Here is a 16957-nt window from a genome sequence, read left to right as displayed (position 1 = left end):
AAGGTCCCGAAAGGTCCAAGACATGGAGGAGCTGATGTCGATAGGCACACCCTATGAAGGCGCTAGCCTGGAGTCATGCAGTTCCAGCAGCTGGTCTATTTCGTCGCCGTCGCCGAGACCCGGCACTTCACGCGCGCGGCCGAGCGCGAGCACGTTGCCCAGCCGTCCCTGTCACAGCAGATCAAGGCGCTCGAACGAGAGTTGGGCGCCGAGCTGTTCAGCCGGGCGCGCGGGAACATCGCACTCACCGACGCCGGCGAAACCCTGCTGCCGCTGGCCCGCCGGATCCTCGCCGACGCGGGTACGGCCCGCCTGGAGGTACAGGAGCTGGCGCAGCTCCGGCGCGGGCGGGTCAGGCTGGGGGCGACTCCGAGCGTGTGCACGGGCCTGCTGCCGGACGTGTTGCGAACCTTCCACGCCGCGCATCCGGGGATCGAGCTGCTGATCGAGGAGGGGGGTTCGCTGGACCTCGTACGAGAGCTCGCGCGCGGGTCCCTGGACCTCGCGCTGATCGCCCTGCCGCTGCCCCCGTCGGCTCCGGCGCTGACCACGGTGGAGCTGCTGACGGAGGACCTGGTGGTGATCTCCTCGGCGACCCTCCCGCCCCCGGCGGGCGGCGGTCCGCTCACGGTGTCCGCGCTGCGCGACGAGCCGATGGTGATGTTCCGGCACGGCTACGACCTGCGGGACCTGACGGTGGCGGCCTGCCGGGCGGAGGGCTTCGAGCCGGTGTTCACGGTGGAGGGCGGCGAAATGGACGCGGTACTGGGCTTCGTGCGCGCGGGGCTCGGCATCGCTGTCGTCCCGGCCATGGTGGCCGGCCGCGCGGGCTCCGGTCTGCGCGCAACTCCCCTGGCGGGCTCGCCGCTGCGCCGTACGATCGCCCTGGCCCACCGCACGGACGTGGCGCCCCCACGCGCGGCCCGAGAACTGAAGCGCATCCTCCTGAGCTGACCCCGCCGCCCACCCGCAGCCCCTCGCGGCACTCGAAACGACGCCACAGCCCCGCCGGCCCACCACCCCGCCGACATCCGAGGCAACCCCCGACCCGGGCACCCCCGCCGGCATTGACGGCAACCCCCGACCCCACCAAACCCGCCGGCATTCGAGGCGCCCCCTCACCCCCAGCCCCGCCACATTCGAGGCGACTCCTCACCCCACCCCCAGGCCCCGCCCACGTTTGAGGTGACCCCTCACCCCGGCCCCAGCCCCCAGCCCCCAACCCCCAACCCCGCCAACGCTTGAGGCAACCCCTCACCCCGGCCCACCAACCCCGCCGGTATCCGCGGCAACCCTTCAACCTCACCCCCAGCCCCGCCGACGCCTGAGGCAACCCCTCACCCCGGCCCACCAACCCCGCCGGTATCCGCGGCAACCCCTCACCCCCCCCATTACCGTTTTGGTTGCCCCGCAACGGGGCGCCCGGCCTTCGGAGTCGGCATGACTTTCTCCCCCTGTCGATCGCATGTCTTGGGGGGTGGTGTCACCGGCTCCGGAGGCATCGACAGACCGCTGATTAGGGGCATGACCACCGGCTTCTTCGCAGGTCGGGAGGCTCTTCGTAATGTGGATGTGGCGATCGGTGCCGTGGGACGGCCGGGCGACGGGGACGACCGGAGGACGCACGTGATCGACATCAGCGGCATCGGCGCCTTCCTCGGCCTGGACGTCGGCAAGGGCGAACACCACGCCACCGCCGTCACGCCGGCCGGGAAGAAGGCCTTCGATAAGCGGCTGCCCAACAGTGAGCCCAAGCTCCGCGAGGTCTTCGGGAGACTGCAGGCCAAGCACGGGACCGTGCTGGTCGTGGTCGACCAGCCGGCCTCCATCGGCGCTCTGCCGCTCGCAGTCGCGAGGGACATGGGCTGCCCGGTCGCCTATCTGCCCGGGCTGACGATGCGACGGATCACTGATCTCTATCCGGGCGAGGCCAAGACTGATGCCCGCGACGCGTTCGTCATCGCGGACGCGGCCCGCGTCATGCCCCACACGCTCCGCTCGGTCGATCTCGAGGAGGAAACCATCGCCGAGCTGGAGATGATCGTCGGCTTCGACGACGACCTCGCGGGTGAGGCAACCCGGATCAGCAACCGTCTCCGCGGCCTTCTCACGCAGATCCATCCGTCGCTGGAACGGGTCCTGGGCCCGCGAGTGCAGCATCCGGCGGTGCTCAAGCTCCTCGACCAGTTCGGTTCCCCAGCCCAGATCCGCAAGGCCGGACGCCGTCGCCTCGTGACCTTGATACGTCCCAAGGCGCCGCGGATGGCCGAGCGGCTGGTCGAGGACATCTTCACGGCTCTGGACGAGCAGACCGTCGTCGTCCCGGGCACCGACGCGGCCGCATTGATCGTCCCCAGCCTCGCCAACTCTCTCCAGGCAGTGCTTGACCAGCGAAAACTCCTCGCAGCCCGGATCGAGGAACTGCTGGAGCTCCACCCTCTTTCCAAGGTCCTGACGTCCATGCCGGGGATCGGCGTCAGGACCGGAGCCCGCATCCTCATCGACGTCGGCGACGGCAGTTCGTTCCCGTCCGCCGCTCACCTCGCTGCCTATGCCGGCCTCGCCCCGACGACCCGCAGTTCCGGTTCGTCGATCCGCGGCGAGCAACCATCCCGACGCGGAAACAAGCAGCTCAAACGGGCCTTCTTCCTCTCCGCGTTCGCAGCCCTCGCCGACCCGGCCTCCCGGGCCTACTACGACAAGAAGATCAGCCAGGGCAAACACCACACCCAAGCACTCCTCTGCCTCGCCCGACGACGAGCCGACGTCCTCTTCGCCATGCTCCGAGACGGCACCTTCTACGAACCCCAGACCGCCCCATCACCTTGACCAAACCCATAGGGGCACCCCCCCGTCCCGCCGACGTCCGAGGCAACCCTCAACCCCACCCCCAGCCTCGCCGGCGTTTGAGGCGCGGGGGTCCGGGGGCTGGCCCCCGGCAACGGTGCCGCACACGGCAAGGGTCCGGGCGGAGCCCGGGGAACGGTGGAAGGGCGGGTAGGGGACGGCCCCGGGCAGCGGCACACACCGGGGGTCGGGTGCGGCGGGCCCTGAACCCGCGACCGGGGGCCGGGGGCCGGGGGCCGGGCCGGAGGGGCCCGGTCAGGCCGAACCCACGGGCAGAGCCCGGTCGAGCCCACCCGCCAGAAGAGCAAAGGCGCGCTCCGCATCAGCCACAGCCGCCGAATAGGCCGCATCCGCACTCCGCCCGGCGTCGATCCGCCGAAAGTTCTCCCGCCCGAGCTCCCGACGCGCCCCGACCAGGCACTCCGCGGAAAGCCGCGCCGTCAGCGGATCGACCGATTCGACTTCAAGCACGGCGGCGAGCAGCTCCACCTCCCGCGAGGTGTAGTGCGACAGCCGCGACTCCAGGCTGGCGGTGGTGAAGAGCAGCCGCTGGAAGGCCAGCACGTTCGGATGGTCGCAGAGCCCGGTGATCGGATCCCGCTCGGCGAGCGCCGCCAGGAAGTGCGCACGCACGGCCGCCACCGGGGTCTGCCCCGCGGCCCGCTCGCGCACGAGGCGCGCCACCTCGTCCTGGTGGTCGGCGAACCGGTCGAGGACCAGGTCCTCCTTGCTGGCGAAGTAGCGGAACAGCGTGGGCTTGGAGACCTCGGCCGCCGCCGCGACGTCCGCCACCGAGACGGCGTCGAAGCCGCGCTCCAGGAAGAGCTCCAGCGCCGTGGCCGCCAGCTGGCGGCGCGTACGGAGCTTCTTGTTCTCGCGCAGACCCGTCGTGTTCTCCATGGGTACAGGATAACACGAATGAGTGACCCGGTTATTTTTGTGACCCGGTTGCATTTTTCGCCGGAAGGCGCTTTCCTTGAGACAACGACAGAACGAGGGGACGCCCAATGACCAACACAGTGGACCTGCCTGACGTACTGGTCGTGGGCTCCGGCCCGACTGGCCTCACGCTCGCCTGCCACCTGGCCCAGCAGGGCATCGCCGTGCGGATCCTCGAAAGCCGCTCGGCGCCGCACCATGAATCGCGCGGCAAGGGACTGCGGCCGGCCAGCCTCGAGGTCTTCGAGGCGCTCGGCGTAGCCGATGCCGTGACGACAAAGGGCCGAGGAAGCGTGGTGCTGCGCAAATATTTCGACGGGAAGCACATCAACGACACCACCGTCGACGGAGGCCTGCTCATAGGGCAGTGGCAGGTCGAGGAGACGCTTCGCGACCGGCTGGCCGAGCTGGGTGTGCGCGTCGAGTACGGATCCCGGCTCGCCGGGATCGGTCAGGACGCGGCCGGCGTCCGCGCGGAGCTGGAGGACGGCACCGTGATCGGAGCCGGGTATCTGGCGGGGTGCGACGGCGGGCACAGCACCACCCGCGAACTCCTCGCGATCCCCTTCGAGGGGAGCGGGGAGAGGGAACCGGCGATGGTCCTCGGGGATGTGCGGGCACCGGGGCTCAGCCGCGAGTTCTGGCACCAGTGGTTCACCTCGGAGGGCGGCGGGATACTCCTCTGCCCGATGCCGGGGACGGACACCTTCCAACTGCAGGCCGCACCCGAGACGGACGAACGGGGCGAGTCGCTACCGCCCTCGCTGGAGAGCTTCCAGCGGCTCTTCGACCGGCACGCCCGGATCCCGGGGATACGACTGGCCGAGCCCACCTGGCTCTCCACCTGGCGGGTCAACGTCCGCATGGCCACCCGGATACGCGAGGGCCGGGTCCTCCTCGCCGGGGACGCGGCACACGTCCACCCGATAGCCGGCGGACTGGGTATGAACACCGGCATCCAGGACGCGGCCGCCCTCGGCCGGGCGCTGGCCGCCACCCTCACCGGGGCGGCCGGGGAGGAATCGCTCGACGCGTACGAGGCCGAGCGGCTTCCGGTGGCCGCCGATCTCCTGACCGACACGGCCCAGCGCTACGAGCGCGTGCTGGCGGCCGTCCGCGAGCCGGGCCGGGGCACGGAGGCAGGCCTGGAGTGACCCGCCCGCCCGAGCCCGGCCCAGCGCTGGCCCGCGAGCGACCGGCCCACGAGCACCGACCCGGCGCTGGCCCGCGAGCGACCGGCCCGGGGATGACCGGCCCGGGCGCCGCTCAGAGGGTGGGTACCGCGTCCGACAGGGACAGGGCGTGGATGCGGTCCGGGGCGCCGGGGCGGGCGTAGTACCAGCCCTGGGCCGTGTCGCAGCCGAGGGCACGGAGCTGGGCGGCCTGAGCGCCTGTTTCCACGCCCTCGACGGTGACGGCGAGTTCGAGGCTGTGGGCCAGGGCGACTATGCCTTCCACGATCTTGACGTCGACCGGGTTGGCGGGGTGCTGCTGCATCCCCTTGGTGAAGGAGCGGTCCAGCTTCAGGACACTGACGGGCAGGCGGCGCAGGTTGGCCAGGTTCGAGTAGCCGGTGCCGAAGTCGTCCAGGGCGATGTCCACGCCCAGGGCGGCGAGCCGGCGCAGCGGTTCGAGGAGCTCGTCGTCGGCTCCTATCAGGGCCGACTCGGTGACCTCCAGGCACAGCGAGCCCGGGGCCAGGCCCGAGGACTCCAGGACGCGGATCGTGTCGGCGACCAGGCCGGGGTGGTGCAGCTGGGTCGGTGACAGGTTGACGTTGATCCGCAGGGTGGCGCCGCCCTGCTGGTGCTGCCAGTTGCGGGCCTGGCGGACGGACTCCTCCAGGACCCAGCGGCCGAGGGGAACGATCAGTCCGGTGCGTTCGGCGAGCGGGATGAAGCGGTCCGGGCCGAGCACTCCGTGCTGCGGGTGCGACCAGCGCACCAGTGCCTCCGCGCCGTGCACGCTGCCGTCGTGCATGTGCACGAGCGGCTGGTACTCGATGAAGAACTCGCCACGTTCCAGCGCCGCGGGCAGGGCGTTGGTCAGGCCGTGCCGGGTGATGGCGCGTGCGTCGGCGGCGGCATCGGCGAACTCGAAGCGGTTGCCTCCGGCCGCCTTGGCCCGGTACATGGTGATGTCGGCGCTGCGCAGCACCTCCGCGGGAGTCCGCTCGCGCGCCGGACCTTCGACGATGCCGATGCTGCCCCGGACCGTCAGCTCCCGGCCTTCCAGCCGGATCGGGACCGAGAGTGCGGAGAGGATCCGTACGGCGAGTTCGGTGGCCTTCTCCTCCGTGTCGGGGCCTGTGGTCAGCGCCACGAACTCGTCGCCGCCGAGCCGGGCGACCACCTCGCCCGGACCGGTCGCGCAGCTCTGCAGCCGGTCGGCGACCTCCACCAGCAGCCGGTCGCCGGCCGAGTGGCCGAGGCTGTCGTTGACCGTCTTGAAGCCGTCGAGATCGAGGTAGCACAGGCCGAACCGGGTGGCGCCGGCCCCGCCCAGGGCCTTCTCCAGGCGTTCGAAGAACAGCGTGCGGTTGGGCAGGCCGGTCAGGGCGTCATGGGTGGCCTCGTAGCGCAGCCGCAGGTTCAGCAGCCGGCGCTCGGTGGTGTCCTCCATCAGCGCCAGCTGGTACTGCGGCACGCCCTCGGCGTCGCGCAGCAGGGAGACCGTCAGGTTGGTCCACAGGACGGTCCCGTCGTGCCGGTAGTACGGCTTCTCGACGCGGTAGTTCTCGCGTTCGCCGCGTACGAGTTCGCCGTACATCCGCCAGACGTGCGGGGTGTCGTCGGGGTGGCCCCATTCGCTGACGTTGCGGCCCCGGACGTGTCCGTCCATGCCGCCGAACATCTGCAGCAGCGCGTCGTTGACCTCCAGGACGTTGCCCTCAAGATCGGCGATGCCGATCCCGATGGCCGCGCCCTCGAAGACAGCCCGGAAACGGGCCTCGCTGGCGTGCAGCGCCTGCTGTGCGTCGATGCGGGCGGTCAGGGCGGAGCGGGCGATGGCCTCCTGCTCCTTGAGGGTGCGCTCTCGCAGGGCGCGGGCGAATCCGGCCGCGATGCCGTGCTGGAGCCGGGCGCAGCGGGACCGGTACTCCTCGGTCCCCTCGACGCTCTCGGCGTCGGGGCCCTCCGGACCGCAGTACAGCACCAGGTAGGACTCGACGACGCCGAGCGTGCCGGAGAGGGCCTCCGGGTCGGTGCAGTGCACGGCGACGAGTTCCGTGCCGACGCGCTGGCCGACGGAGGCGTCGAAGGGGCGTGCGCGCAGGGCCCCGACGAGGGTACGGGTGAGCGGCACGAGGTGTTGTTCGAACTCGCTCCGGGTGAGCGAGGTCGCCGTGACCGGGAAGATCGCCCGGCCCCAGATGGTCGCGAACCGTGCCATCCGGTCCTCCAGACCACCCTGTGGCGCGCCCGTGTCGCCCGCCGTCTGTGCCGGCAGTCTCACGTCTTGCGTCCCACGCCCGCGAAGCCCGAGAAGGCGTACGGGTCCTCGTCCGCGGCCTCGTCCTCCGGCCCGTCGGCCCCGTCCGGCCGCCAGTTCGGCATCGACACCAGGCCGGGCTCGATCAGGCCGAAGCCGTCGAAGAAGCGCCCGATCTGCTCCGCGTCGCGCATGACGAGCGGGTTGCGGATGTCCCGGTAGACCCCGACCGCGCCGCCCGCGACCTCCTCCGGGAGCGGGATCCCCTGGTAGGAGGCGTGCGTGAGGACCAGGAGGCTGCCGGGGGCCAGCGCGTCGCGGAGCTCTGCGACGGCCGTGTAGGGATCGTCCGCGTCCTCCAGGAAGTGCAGGACGGCGACCAGCAGCAGGGCGACCGGACGGTTCAGGTCGAGCACCAGGCCGGTCTCGGGGGCGGCCAGGATCTCCTGCGGCTTGCGGAGATCGGCGGCGACCACGCCTGTCCGTTCGGCGCCGGCCAGGACGGCCTGGCTGTGGGCGACGGCCACCGGGTCGTGGTCGACGTAGACCACGCGCGCCTCGGGGCTGGCGGCCTGTGCGACCTCGTGGACATTGCCGAAGGTCGGGATGCCGGAGCCGATGTCGAGGAACTGCGTGATGCCCTGGGCGACGGCGTACCGGACGGCACGGCGCATGAATGCCCGGTTGGCCTGCATGATCTTGGGCAGGCCCGGCATGAATTCCATGGCCCGCCGGGCTGCCTGCCTGTCGACCTCGAAATTGTGGGAGCCGCCCAGGTAGTAATCGTAGATGCGGGACACGCTCGGCACCGATATGTCGATGCCTTGCGGGGCCCAGGCGGGGCGCTCCATCGGGTCTCCAAGCCTTCAGTCCTGCAGCGGTCCGGACGGGTCGGACTCCTGTCCGAGCCGAATGTACTGATCATTGCCCAACGGAGCGAGCGAAAGCGGAAATTGGCGATCCGTTCTTCGTCACACGTCAAAGGCCCGCGCGAGGCCGCAGCCACGGAATGATCGAAACCGACAAATACCTTTTGGGAAAAGGTCGGTGACCGATCGCCCGAACCTCAAGACTGGCTCAAACCTCCGTAGCCAACGCCTCACCCGTTCAGGCGAACTGGACTCAACCTCTCCACGCGCGGGCGCGCGCGACCCCATGATCCCGGGGTGAAAAGAGCCTCTTCCAGGCGCCTGCTGGCTGTCCCGGTCCTGCTGTGGGCCGCGCTGTCCACGACACCGGCCGTGGCCGATAGCAGCGCATACGCGACGACCGACGCCGACGGCGGGGCGAGCGCCGCCAGGCTGGTCGCGTCCCTCGCCCGCGACGCGACCGGGGGAATCCGGGGTGGCGGACATCACGGCGCCCGGGCGGACCTGACCAGCCGGACCGACCAGATCAACCGGGCCAGCCAGATCGTCCGGGACGTCCAGGGCGTCCAGGGCGGTCGCGGTCACGGTCGCGACCACGACCGTGACCACCACGGCGGGCACGGCGGGGGACACGGCTGGGGCCATCACCACGATCCCCCTTGCCCCCCGCCCCCTCCCCCGCCGTGCCCTCCCAAGCCCACCCCGCCGCCCAAACCGACACCGCCGCCCCCGACACCTCCGCCCAAGCCGACACCACCACCCCCGCAGCCCCCACCGCCCCCGCCCAAACCCGCGCCGAAGCCCCCCGTGCACGCGGCACCCGCTCCCCCGCCGAAGCCGGCCCCCAAGCCGGTGCCGAAACCGCCCCGGGTGCCCGTGGTGGCCGCGGCGGCCCCGGCACCGGCCCCCGCGCCCGCGCCCAAGAAGGCGATCGCGCGCCCCTCGTACCACGCGGCGGCGCGCAAGCCGGTCGAGCACCACATCTCACCGGTGACCTTCACCTTGATGACCGCGGCCCCCGCGGTGCTCGCGATCATCGCGCTGCGCCCGCGCTAGAGGCCCCTTAACCAACCCCGTAATCGACTTGGAGTCATCTTGTCGGAATGGCTCGTCCTGTCCCTCGCGATGGCCGCCGCGTGTGCCGTGGTGCTGTCCATCGCCTTTTTCAACCAGCGCCGGATCGGTGAGGACGACGATCCCAGCGAGACCCCGGACGTCATCGAGTACATGACGATGATGATCGGGGTGATCTACGCGATCGTGCTGGGTCTGGCGATCGCCGGCGTCTGGGAGGGCCGCGGCGCCGCCCAGGAGTACGTGCGCCAGGAATCTCAGGCCCTGCACGAGATCAGTGTCCGCTCCGAGGTCTACCCGGCCGACGTGCGCACGAGGATCCGGTCCGACGTGGACGCCTACGTGACCTACGTCGTGGACACCGAATGGAAGGAGATGGCCGAGAGCGGCAACCTCACCGACCGCAGCGGGGAACTGCTGGAACGCGTCCGCCGCGATGTGACGGACTACGAACCGCGGACCGACCACGAGGGCCAGGCGTACCAGCCGCTCGTGGACCAGGTCGCCGTCGTCGACGACGCGCGCAACGCACGCGGCCAGAGCGCCGGGGCCACCATGCCCGGGGTGGTGTGGTTCGGCCTGATCGCCGGGGCCCTGGTGACGGTGGGGCTGATCTTCACCTTGCAGATCAGGCGTTCGTTCCGGGAACTGCTGCTGGCGGGCCTGTTCAGTGCGCTGATCGCCTTCCTGCTCTTCCTCATCTGGGACTTCGACGCACCCTTCGGCCGGGGCATCGCCGCCACCGCCGAGCCGTTCCTCGCGCAGTTCCCGCATTTGGGCCTGCACGGCTGACACCGCTCCCGCCGGCTGCCGGAGCCCGGCAAACCGGGGACGGGCCTCCTGTCCCCGGTTCGGCCCACCGCCATGCCCCATTCGCCCGTTCCTGATCGCGGGTCACGGCGCCCGGACCTAGCGTGGCGGACATCGAGGCGCACGACCCCCCACGTGCGGAAACCGTTCCGCGGCTGCTCCTCGGGGATCCGGAGATCAACCATGGGCGCGATACCCACCTCCCCCACCGCCCTGTTGGGCGCCGCCGCCGCGGGTGCGGCCCTCGTACTCGGCGCGGCCGCCGTGCCCGTCGTGAGCGCGGCCGAGTCCGCGCCCATCACCTCGTTCGGTTTCGCCATCACCCCCTCGACGGTCGCCCCGGGCGGCCAGACGGTGCTGTCCGTCACCGGCTGCAACGCCGCCTTCGCCACCGTCTCCTCCGGGGTCTTCGACACCGTGAGCATCGAGCGGGGCAAGACCGCACGGGTCACCGTGGACCGGGACGCGCGGCGGGGGGCCCAGTACTCCGTCTCCTTCACCTGCGCGGGCGAGACCGGCTCGGCCGACCTCACGATCGCGGGCGGCACCAGCAAACCGACGACCAGCTCGACCACCGGGAGCCGTACGGGCACCGGCACCGCTCCGAGCCGGGGCCCCACCACACGCCCCACCACACGCCCCACCACGGGTGCGAGCAGGGGCACGAGTGCCGGTACCGGTACGAGCCCCTCAAAGAGCGCAGCCCTGGGCGTCCGCGGCGGCCTGGGCGGCAGCGTGGCCAAGCTCAAGCCGATGGAACTCGGCGCCGGAGCGGGCCTCGTCCTGGGCGGGCTGGTCGGCCTGGGGTACGCACTGCGGCGCCGTGACATCCGGCGCGTCCACTGACCCCCTCCCGGCCGCCCTCCGGTCCAACCGAACAGCCCGCAACCGCCGGTCGCCCCGAGTCCTGGCCAGGACTCGGGGCGACCGGCGGTTGTTCGGGCCGACCGGGGAGGTCGGCCGGTCAGGCCCGGCCGCGGATCGGACGTCGCCGGCGCATCACGTGGACGCCGGCGCCGAGGGCCGCCGAGCCGACGAGGGCCGCGCCGATGGCGGTCTCGGTGGCGGACGGGCCGAAGGAGCCGCCGATACCGCCCTGGGCGCCGTTGCCGTCCAGGATCGTGAAGCGGTGCGTGGCGACGAGGCTGTTGTCGTGGCACTTGACCGACAGCGTGTGGTGTCCGGGCGAAGCGTGGTTGAAGACCCGGACGGTCGCGAAGCCGATGGAGCCGGCCGACAGGTTGGTCTGGGGAAAGTTGCCCTGCGAGAAGACGATGCCACCGTGGCCGCAGCCGGCCGCGCTGACCTGCATCGTGGAGCCCTGGTGCACGGAGTACGGGTTGACCGTCACGTTGCTTGGCCCACCGCCGCCCGGCGGATTTGCGACGGCGACAGGTGTGGCGAGTCCGACGGCGGCGAACGCCGCCGCGGTCACGGCGAGGGCGCGAGAAGCACGCATGGTGGAACCTCCAGCGGGAAGCGCCCCGGAGCGGTGGCCCGGGCAGATCGACGAGAACGCCTCCCATCACGAACCCTCGGGGCGGTCCGCAACCAGCGCATTTCCGGCTTTGGGCCGCAAGGTTGAGCGACACGCCGAAGCGCGGACGCGTTTGCTGACGGATCCGCAGGTCACGACCCGTCAGACATTTATGTGACGATTACCTGGATGGGCGCACCCCTTCCGGCCCCCACCACCCGTTCGCCCTTCCCCGATCGCCGTCCCGCGCGCACCGCCTTAGCGTGCGTGAAGTAGGGCGTAAAGGGGTGGGACAGGAACGCGGGTCGGGACCCCCGCGTCGGGAAGGGAGAACCATGACCGAGGACGAGAGTGAGAGGCCACCGAGGAGGCGCTCCCCCTGGGGCGCCATCGCGCTGGTCATGCTCACCGGCCTCGCCATGATGCGCAACGGAGCCGATGTCGGCGCCGGACCTCCGCAGCCTGCCGCCGCGGCGGCGGTCGGAGCACCGGCCGGGGCGACGGTAGCGCCGCAGGCGGACCGGGCGCCCGCCGAGGCGCCCACGGCGGCGCCGGAGGTGGAGGCGCTGGAGCACTCGTCGGTGCAGCGCATCCGGATCCCGTCGATCGGCGTGGACGCGCCGGTGATGACGGTCGGGCTGGACGCGACGGGCTGGATCGACGCACCGCCTCCGCAGGAGAAGAACCTTGCGGGCTGGTACCTCAACGGCATCTCGCCGGGTCAGCGGGGTTCGGCGGTGATCGTGGGCCACGTGGACAACGCACAGGGCCCGGCGGTCTTCTACGGCCTGGGCTCGGTCCAGAAGGGCGGCCGCATCGAGGTGGCGCGCTACGACGGGCGCACGGCGGTGTTCGAGGTGTACGGCGTGGAGGTGTTCTCCAAGAACGCCTTCCCAGGAGCCCGGGTGTACGGGGACACCGGACAACCGGAGCTCCGGGTGATCACGTGCGGCGGCGGCTACTCGAAGGCGCGTGGCTACGACGGCAACGTCGTCGTCTTCGCGCGGATGGTGGAGGCCCGCTGACCGACCTGTGGCAGGAGGCGTGACGCACGCCAGTGCCGTCGGGCCCGGGGTCTGCCCCCGGGCCCGACGGCGTCACCAGGTCGGCGTCACCGTGGCGGCATGGCCGGGAGCGTCATCCGGTACCCACGGGCGAGCAGCTGCGGGAGGTAGGTCGCCACCGCCTGCACGCTCTGCGAGCGGTTGCCGCCGGCGTCGTGGTTCAGCACGATGACACCCGGCGCCGCCCCCTTCAGGGCCCGCGACACGATGGTGGCGGTACCGGGTTCCGTCCAGTCGAGGGTGTCCACGGTCCAGGCGATCGGCTCCATGCCCAGCTCCGAGCCGATCTCGAAGGCGGCCCGGTTCCACGCCCCGTAGGGTGCCCGGAACCACAGGGGGGCCTCTCCGACGGCCTTTTCCACGATCTCGCTGGTGCGGCCGATCTCGGAGGCCATCGCCGGCCGGCTGAGCTTGGTGAGCTGCGGGTGGGTCCAGGTGTGGTTGCCGATGAGGTGCCCCTCTGCCTCCATCCGGCGCAGCAGGTCCTGGTTGTCCACGGCCATTTCCCCGCAGACGAAGAACATGGCCCGTACGCGGTGGCGGGCGAGGGTGTCCAGGATGCCCGGCGTGTAGCGGGGGTCGGGGCCGTCGTCGAAGGTGAGGGTCATGGCGCCGGCCGTTCTCGCGTCGGCCGGCAGTTGCAGGATCGGCCGGGTGCGCACGGCGGGTTTCGCCGGGTGCGCGCGCTCGGGGATCCCCTCGGAGGTCATGGGCTGGAGCCGGTACGCGGATCCGCGCGGGAGCTGCGCGTGCCCGGGGGCTCCGGCGAGGGGGCCTGGACCCGCGGGGCCGCCGGGGCCGCCGGGCAGGGGTGGGGGCGCACCCTGGGTTCCGGGCGCCGGGAAGTCGCTCTCGCCACCCGTCAGCAGTCCGGCCGCCGCGGCGACTCCGAGGAAGACGGCGGAGCGCAGGAGCACGCGTCGCCCTACTGTCGGCTCGTCATTTTTCATTACTACTACGTATCAACGACATCCCGGGAGATGTCGAGAGGCGCGGACGCACCCCGCCCCGCTCACCCGATCAGCGCACCGCTGCGCCGATCGGCGCACTGCTCCGCCGACCGGCGCACCGCCCCGCCGGTCAGCCGCGCCGCACCAGCGGGAACGGCAGCGTCTCGCGGATCGTCAGACCCGTGAGGAACATGACGAGGCGGTCCACACCGATCCCCAGCCCGCCGGTCGGCGGCATCGCGTACTCCAGCGCGTCCAGGAAGTCGTTGTCGATCTCCATCGCCTCCGGGTCGCCGCCCGCCGCCAGCAGCGACTGCGCGGTGAGCCGGCGCCGCTGTTCGACGGGGTCGGTCAGCTCCGAGTAGGCGGTGCCCAGTTCGGTCCCGAAGGCCACCAGGTCCCAGCGCTCCGCGAGCCGGGGGTCCTTGCGGTGCTGCCGGGTGAGCGGCGAGACGTCGGTCGGGAAGTCCTTGTAGAAGGTGGGCAGCTTGGTCCGCTCCTCGACCAGCCGCTCGTACATCTCCAGTACCACGTCGCCCCGCGTGTTCTCGGGGGTGTGCGGTACGGCCGCGCGGTCGCAGTGCCTTCTGAGGACGGCCTCCTCCGTATCGGCGTCGACCTCCTCGCCGAGGGCCTCGCTGATCGCCCCGTACATGGTCTTGACCGGCCAGGCCCCGGAGATGTCGTGGACGACGAGCTTGCCGTCCGGGCCGGCCTTGTGCGCGATCGGCGAGCCGAAGGCTGCCGTGGCGGCGCTCTGGATCAGCTCGCGCGTCAGGTCGAGCATCACGTCGTAGTCGGCGAAGGCCTGGTAGGCCTCCAACATCGTGAACTCGGGGTTGTGCTTGTAGGAGACGCCCTCGTTGCGGAAGGTGCGGCCCATCTCGAATACCTTCTCCATGCCGCCCACGCACAGGCGCTTCAGGTACAGCTCGGGGGCGATGCGCAGGTACAGGTCGAGGTCGTAGGCGTTGATGTGGGTGCGGAACGGCCGCGCGTTGGCCCCGCCGTGGATCTGCTGGAGCATCGGGGTCTCGACCTCCAGGTAGCCCCGCTCCAGCAGCCCCTGCCGCAGGGCCTGGACGGCGCTGGACCGGGCCCGTACGACGTCACGCGCCTCGGGGCTGGCGACCAGGTCGAGGTAGCGCCGCCGGACCCGGGCCTCGGGGTCGGCGAGACCCTTGCGCTTGTCGGGCAGCGGGCGCAGGCACTTGCCGGTGAGCTGCCAGGAGTCGACGACGACGGACAGTTCGCCGCTCCTGCTGGCACCGACCTCGCCGCTCGCGACGACGTGGTCGCCGAAGTCGACCTGGGAGGTGAAGGTGTCGAGTACCGCGGCGCCCGCCTCGTCCCGGGTGAACATCAGCTGGACGTCGCCGGACCAGTCCCGCAGCACGGCGAAGACCACGCCGCCGAGGTCGCGCACGACCATCACGCGGCCGGCGACGGTGACCGGGGATCCGGTCCGGGTGCCGGCGGGGTGGCCGGGGTGGGCGGCTTTCAGTTCGGCGACGGTGTGCGTCCGCTGCCGGATGCCCACGGGGTACGGATCGGTGCCGGACGCGCGGATCCGCTCCAGCTTCTCGTGGCGGACCCGGACCTGTTCGGGCAGCCGCTCGTCCTGCCCGCCCGCTTCCTCCTCCCCCGCGGACTCCAGCCCCAGGGAATCGATGGGCGGCAGGCCTGCGGTGGTGGCGGGGGCGGTGAGCCCGCGCGGGTGCCCGTTGCCCCACAGGGTGCGCATGCTGGGCACGGACACGAAGCCCTCGGCGATGCCGGAGGCGAGGCTGACGCGGGCGAGCGAGCCGGCGTCCTGGTAGCAGAGGAACCGCGGGTACCACTCGGGGCCGTACTTGACGTTCGAGCGGTACAGCGCCTCCAACTGCCACCACTTGGAGAAGAACAGCAGCAGCTTGCGCCACAGCTTCAGGACGGGGCCGGCGCCGATCCGGCCGCCTTCCTCGAAGGCGGAGCGGAACACGGCGAAGTTGAGGGAGATCCGGCGCACGCCCAGGCCCGGGGCCGCGGCGCAGAGCTCGGCGACCATGAACTCCATGACCCCGTTGGGGGCGGCGCGGTCGCGGCGCATCAGGTCGAGGGAGATGCCGTCCTTGCCCCAGGGCACGAAGGACAGCAGGGCGATCAGCTCGTCCTTGTCGTCGAAGGCCTCCACGAGCAGGCAGTCCCCGTCGGCGGAGTCCCCGAGCCGGTCGAGGGCCATGGAGAAACCGCGTTCGGTCTCGGTGTCGCGCCATTTGTCGGCCCGGTCCACGATCATCTGCATCTCGTCCTCGGAGAGGGCGGAGTGGCGGCGGATGACGGTGGTGGCTCCGGTGCGCCTGACCCGGTTGACGGCCTGCCGGGTCACGCGCATGTCGCGGCCGTCGAGGTCGAAGTGGGCGACGTGCAGGATCGCCTCGTCACCGAGCTGGAGGGCGCTGAGCCCGGAGCGGGCGTACGCGGTCGCGCCGTCCTCGGAGGCTCCCATGACGGCGGGCTGCCAGCCGTAGCGCCGGGCCACGGCGAGCCAGGCGTCGATGGCGGGGGTCCACGCGGCCGGGTCGCCGACGGGGTCACCGCTGCCGAGGCAGACTCCGGCCTCGACCCGGTAGGTGACGGCGGCCTTGCCGTTCGGGGCGAAGACGACGGCCTTGTCGCGCCGGGTGGCGAAGTAGCCGAGGGAGTCGGCCCGCCCGTAGGCGCCCAGCAGAGCGCGGATGCGGGGCTCCTCGTCGCCGTGCAGGGCGGCGGTCAGCCGCTGGGAGCGGAAGAGGGTGGCGGCGGCGTTCAGCAGGGCGAGGGCGCCGAAGAGGCCGAGCAGGAAGTACAGGGGCCTGGGCGGGTGGCCGTCGAACTCACGGCCCGAGAACAGCCCGCCGAAGACCTGTTTGGCGGCCCAGTCCAGCCACTGCCCCTTGGGCAGGTTCCCGGGGAACAGGGCGACGAGGCCCCAGCCGAGGAACACGGCCGCGAGCAGGCCGAGGCCGAGCACGAGCATGGCCCGCCACAGGGCCCCGGGGCGGGAGGCGGCGTTGAACTCCTTGCGCCCGGCGATGAGGATCACGAGGGCGGCCACGGCGATGGCCATGGAGGGGAAGCCGACCCAGTAGTCCTCGTCCGCGATGATCAGCACGTCGGTCAGGAGCAACAGGGCCAAATAGGTGACGACGATCCACCAGGCGACCTTCTTGCGCATGCCGAGGGCCGCGGCGAGCAGGAAGAGGAAGACGGCGTAGGCGAGGTTCGCGCTGACCGGGACCACGACGGCGTCGAGGAAGCGCACGATGTGCCGGAGCAGGCGCCGCAGCGTCGGTGACAGCGCCAGCAGGGCGCAGAGCAGCCCGAGCGTTCCGAAGAACGCCCCGAAGGCATCTGGCACCCGGTTCAGGAACCGGTTCCGGGTCCCGCGCGTCCCGCGCGTCTCCTCCACGGTGGCACTCATGGTTCGCACTGTAGGGAGGGCGGCGCCCCTTCGCGCGGCGAGCCGGTTAGCCT

The 16957-nt window shown here is 71.5% G+C and carries 13 protein-coding genes; 7 read left to right on the top strand and 6 right to left on the bottom strand.

Features of this window, described 5'->3' with window-relative positions; translation table 11 throughout:
* Positions 1-75 precede the first annotated feature (75 nt).
* Positions 76-954: a LysR family transcriptional regulator gene (locus OG389_RS32035; RefSeq protein WP_328302149.1), complete on the top strand. Its 879-nt coding sequence runs from the start codon at positions 76-78 to the stop codon at positions 952-954.
* 672 nt (positions 955-1626) lie between these two features.
* Positions 1627-2829: an IS110 family transposase gene (locus OG389_RS32030; RefSeq protein WP_328304257.1), complete on the top strand. Its 1203-nt coding sequence runs from the start codon at positions 1627-1629 to the stop codon at positions 2827-2829.
* Between the two features lie 273 nt (positions 2830-3102).
* On the opposite strand, the gene OG389_RS32025 is transcribed toward OG389_RS32030, so the two are convergent.
* On the bottom strand, positions 3103-3747 hold the full coding sequence (locus OG389_RS32025; protein ID WP_328302147.1) for a TetR family transcriptional regulator: 645 nt from the start codon (positions 3745-3747) through the stop codon (positions 3103-3105).
* 107 nt (positions 3748-3854) lie between these two features.
* On the opposite strand from OG389_RS32025, the gene OG389_RS32020 reads away from it, so the two are divergent.
* Positions 3855-4940, top strand: a complete 1086-nt coding sequence (locus tag OG389_RS32020) for an FAD-dependent monooxygenase (RefSeq protein ID WP_328302145.1) — start codon at positions 3855-3857, stop codon at positions 4938-4940.
* A 112-nt stretch (positions 4941-5052) separates the two neighbouring features.
* On the opposite strand, the gene OG389_RS32015 is transcribed toward OG389_RS32020, so the two are convergent.
* Together OG389_RS32015 and OG389_RS32010 are read right to left on the bottom strand one after the other, a co-directional pair.
* Positions 5053-7242, bottom strand: a complete 2190-nt coding sequence (locus tag OG389_RS32015; protein WP_328302143.1) for a putative bifunctional diguanylate cyclase/phosphodiesterase — start codon at positions 7240-7242, stop codon at positions 5053-5055.
* Positions 7239-8069, bottom strand: a complete 831-nt coding sequence (locus tag OG389_RS32010) for an SAM-dependent methyltransferase (RefSeq protein ID WP_328302141.1) — start codon at positions 8067-8069, stop codon at positions 7239-7241. The genes OG389_RS32015 and OG389_RS32010 overlap by 4 nt, the downstream gene beginning before the upstream one ends.
* 825 nt (positions 8070-8894) lie before the next feature.
* Here OG389_RS32010 and OG389_RS32005 point away from each other — a divergent pair.
* The 3 genes from OG389_RS32005 to OG389_RS31995 all read left to right on the top strand — a co-directional run bounded on the left by OG389_RS32005 (position 8895) and on the right by OG389_RS31995 (position 10817).
* Positions 8895-9143 carry a hypothetical protein gene (locus OG389_RS32005; protein WP_328302139.1) on the top strand — a complete coding sequence of 83 codons (249 nt, stop codon included), beginning with the start codon at positions 8895-8897 and terminating at the stop codon, positions 9141-9143.
* A 39-nt stretch (positions 9144-9182) separates the two neighbouring features.
* Positions 9183-9953: a bestrophin-like domain gene (locus OG389_RS32000; protein WP_328302137.1), complete on the top strand. Its 771-nt coding sequence runs from the start codon at positions 9183-9185 to the stop codon at positions 9951-9953.
* A 201-nt stretch (positions 9954-10154) separates the two neighbouring features.
* Positions 10155-10817, top strand: a complete 663-nt coding sequence (locus tag OG389_RS31995; protein WP_328302135.1) for a hypothetical protein — start codon at positions 10155-10157, stop codon at positions 10815-10817.
* Between the two features lie 118 nt (positions 10818-10935).
* Here the strand turns inward: OG389_RS31995 and OG389_RS31990 are convergent, their stop codons facing one another.
* Positions 10936-11430, bottom strand: coding sequence for a hypothetical protein (locus tag OG389_RS31990; protein WP_328302133.1), 495 nt, complete (start codon positions 11428-11430; stop codon positions 10936-10938).
* 353 nt (positions 11431-11783) lie between these two features.
* Between OG389_RS31990 and OG389_RS31985 the strand changes: the two genes are divergently transcribed.
* On the top strand, positions 11784-12473 hold the full coding sequence (locus OG389_RS31985; RefSeq protein WP_328302131.1) for a class F sortase: 690 nt from the start codon (positions 11784-11786) through the stop codon (positions 12471-12473).
* A gap of 86 nt (positions 12474-12559) precedes the next feature.
* Here OG389_RS31985 and OG389_RS31980 read toward each other — a convergent pair whose 3' ends face one another.
* A complete protein-coding gene (locus OG389_RS31980) occupies positions 12560-13462 on the bottom strand; it encodes a polysaccharide deacetylase family protein (RefSeq protein ID WP_328302129.1) in 903 nt (300 codons plus the stop codon).
* Between the two features lie 130 nt (positions 13463-13592).
* Positions 13593-16904, bottom strand: coding sequence for a bifunctional lysylphosphatidylglycerol synthetase/lysine--tRNA ligase LysX (gene lysX / locus OG389_RS31975; RefSeq protein ID WP_328302127.1), 3312 nt, complete (start codon positions 16902-16904; stop codon positions 13593-13595).
* Positions 16905-16957: the final 53 nt, after the last annotated feature.

It is taken from the genome of Streptomyces sp. NBC_00435 (assembly GCF_036014235.1).
Classification (GTDB): Bacteria; Actinomycetota; Actinomycetes; order Streptomycetales; family Streptomycetaceae; genus Streptomyces.
The sequence above is the reverse complement of the archived record's forward strand: the minus strand, read 5'-3'. Positions and strand labels throughout refer to the sequence as shown.

Excerpts from the sequence above, each read along its gene's own strand:
- OG389_RS31995 (WP_328302135.1), top strand. The coding sequence starts at position 10,155 with ATGGGCGCGATACCCACCTCCCCCACCGCCCTGTTGGGCGCCGCCGCC.
- OG389_RS32020 (WP_328302145.1), top strand. The coding sequence starts at position 3,855 with ATGACCAACACAGTGGACCTGCCTGACGTACTGGTCGTGGGCTCCGGC.
- OG389_RS31980 (WP_328302129.1), bottom strand. The coding sequence starts at position 13,462 with ATGAAAAATGACGAGCCGACAGTAGGGCGACGCGTGCTCCTGCGCTCC.
- lysX (WP_328302127.1), bottom strand. The coding sequence starts at position 16,904 with ATGAGTGCCACCGTGGAGGAGACGCGCGGGACGCGCGGGACCCGGAAC.
- OG389_RS32035 (WP_328302149.1), top strand. The coding sequence starts at position 76 with ATGCAGTTCCAGCAGCTGGTCTATTTCGTCGCCGTCGCCGAGACCCGG.
- OG389_RS32025 (WP_328302147.1), bottom strand. The coding sequence starts at position 3,747 with ATGGAGAACACGACGGGTCTGCGCGAGAACAAGAAGCTCCGTACGCGC.
- OG389_RS31985 (WP_328302131.1), top strand. The coding sequence starts at position 11,784 with ATGACCGAGGACGAGAGTGAGAGGCCACCGAGGAGGCGCTCCCCCTGG.
- OG389_RS32010 (WP_328302141.1), bottom strand. The coding sequence starts at position 8,069 with ATGGAGCGCCCCGCCTGGGCCCCGCAAGGCATCGACATATCGGTGCCG.
- OG389_RS31990 (WP_328302133.1), bottom strand. The coding sequence starts at position 11,430 with ATGCGTGCTTCTCGCGCCCTCGCCGTGACCGCGGCGGCGTTCGCCGCC.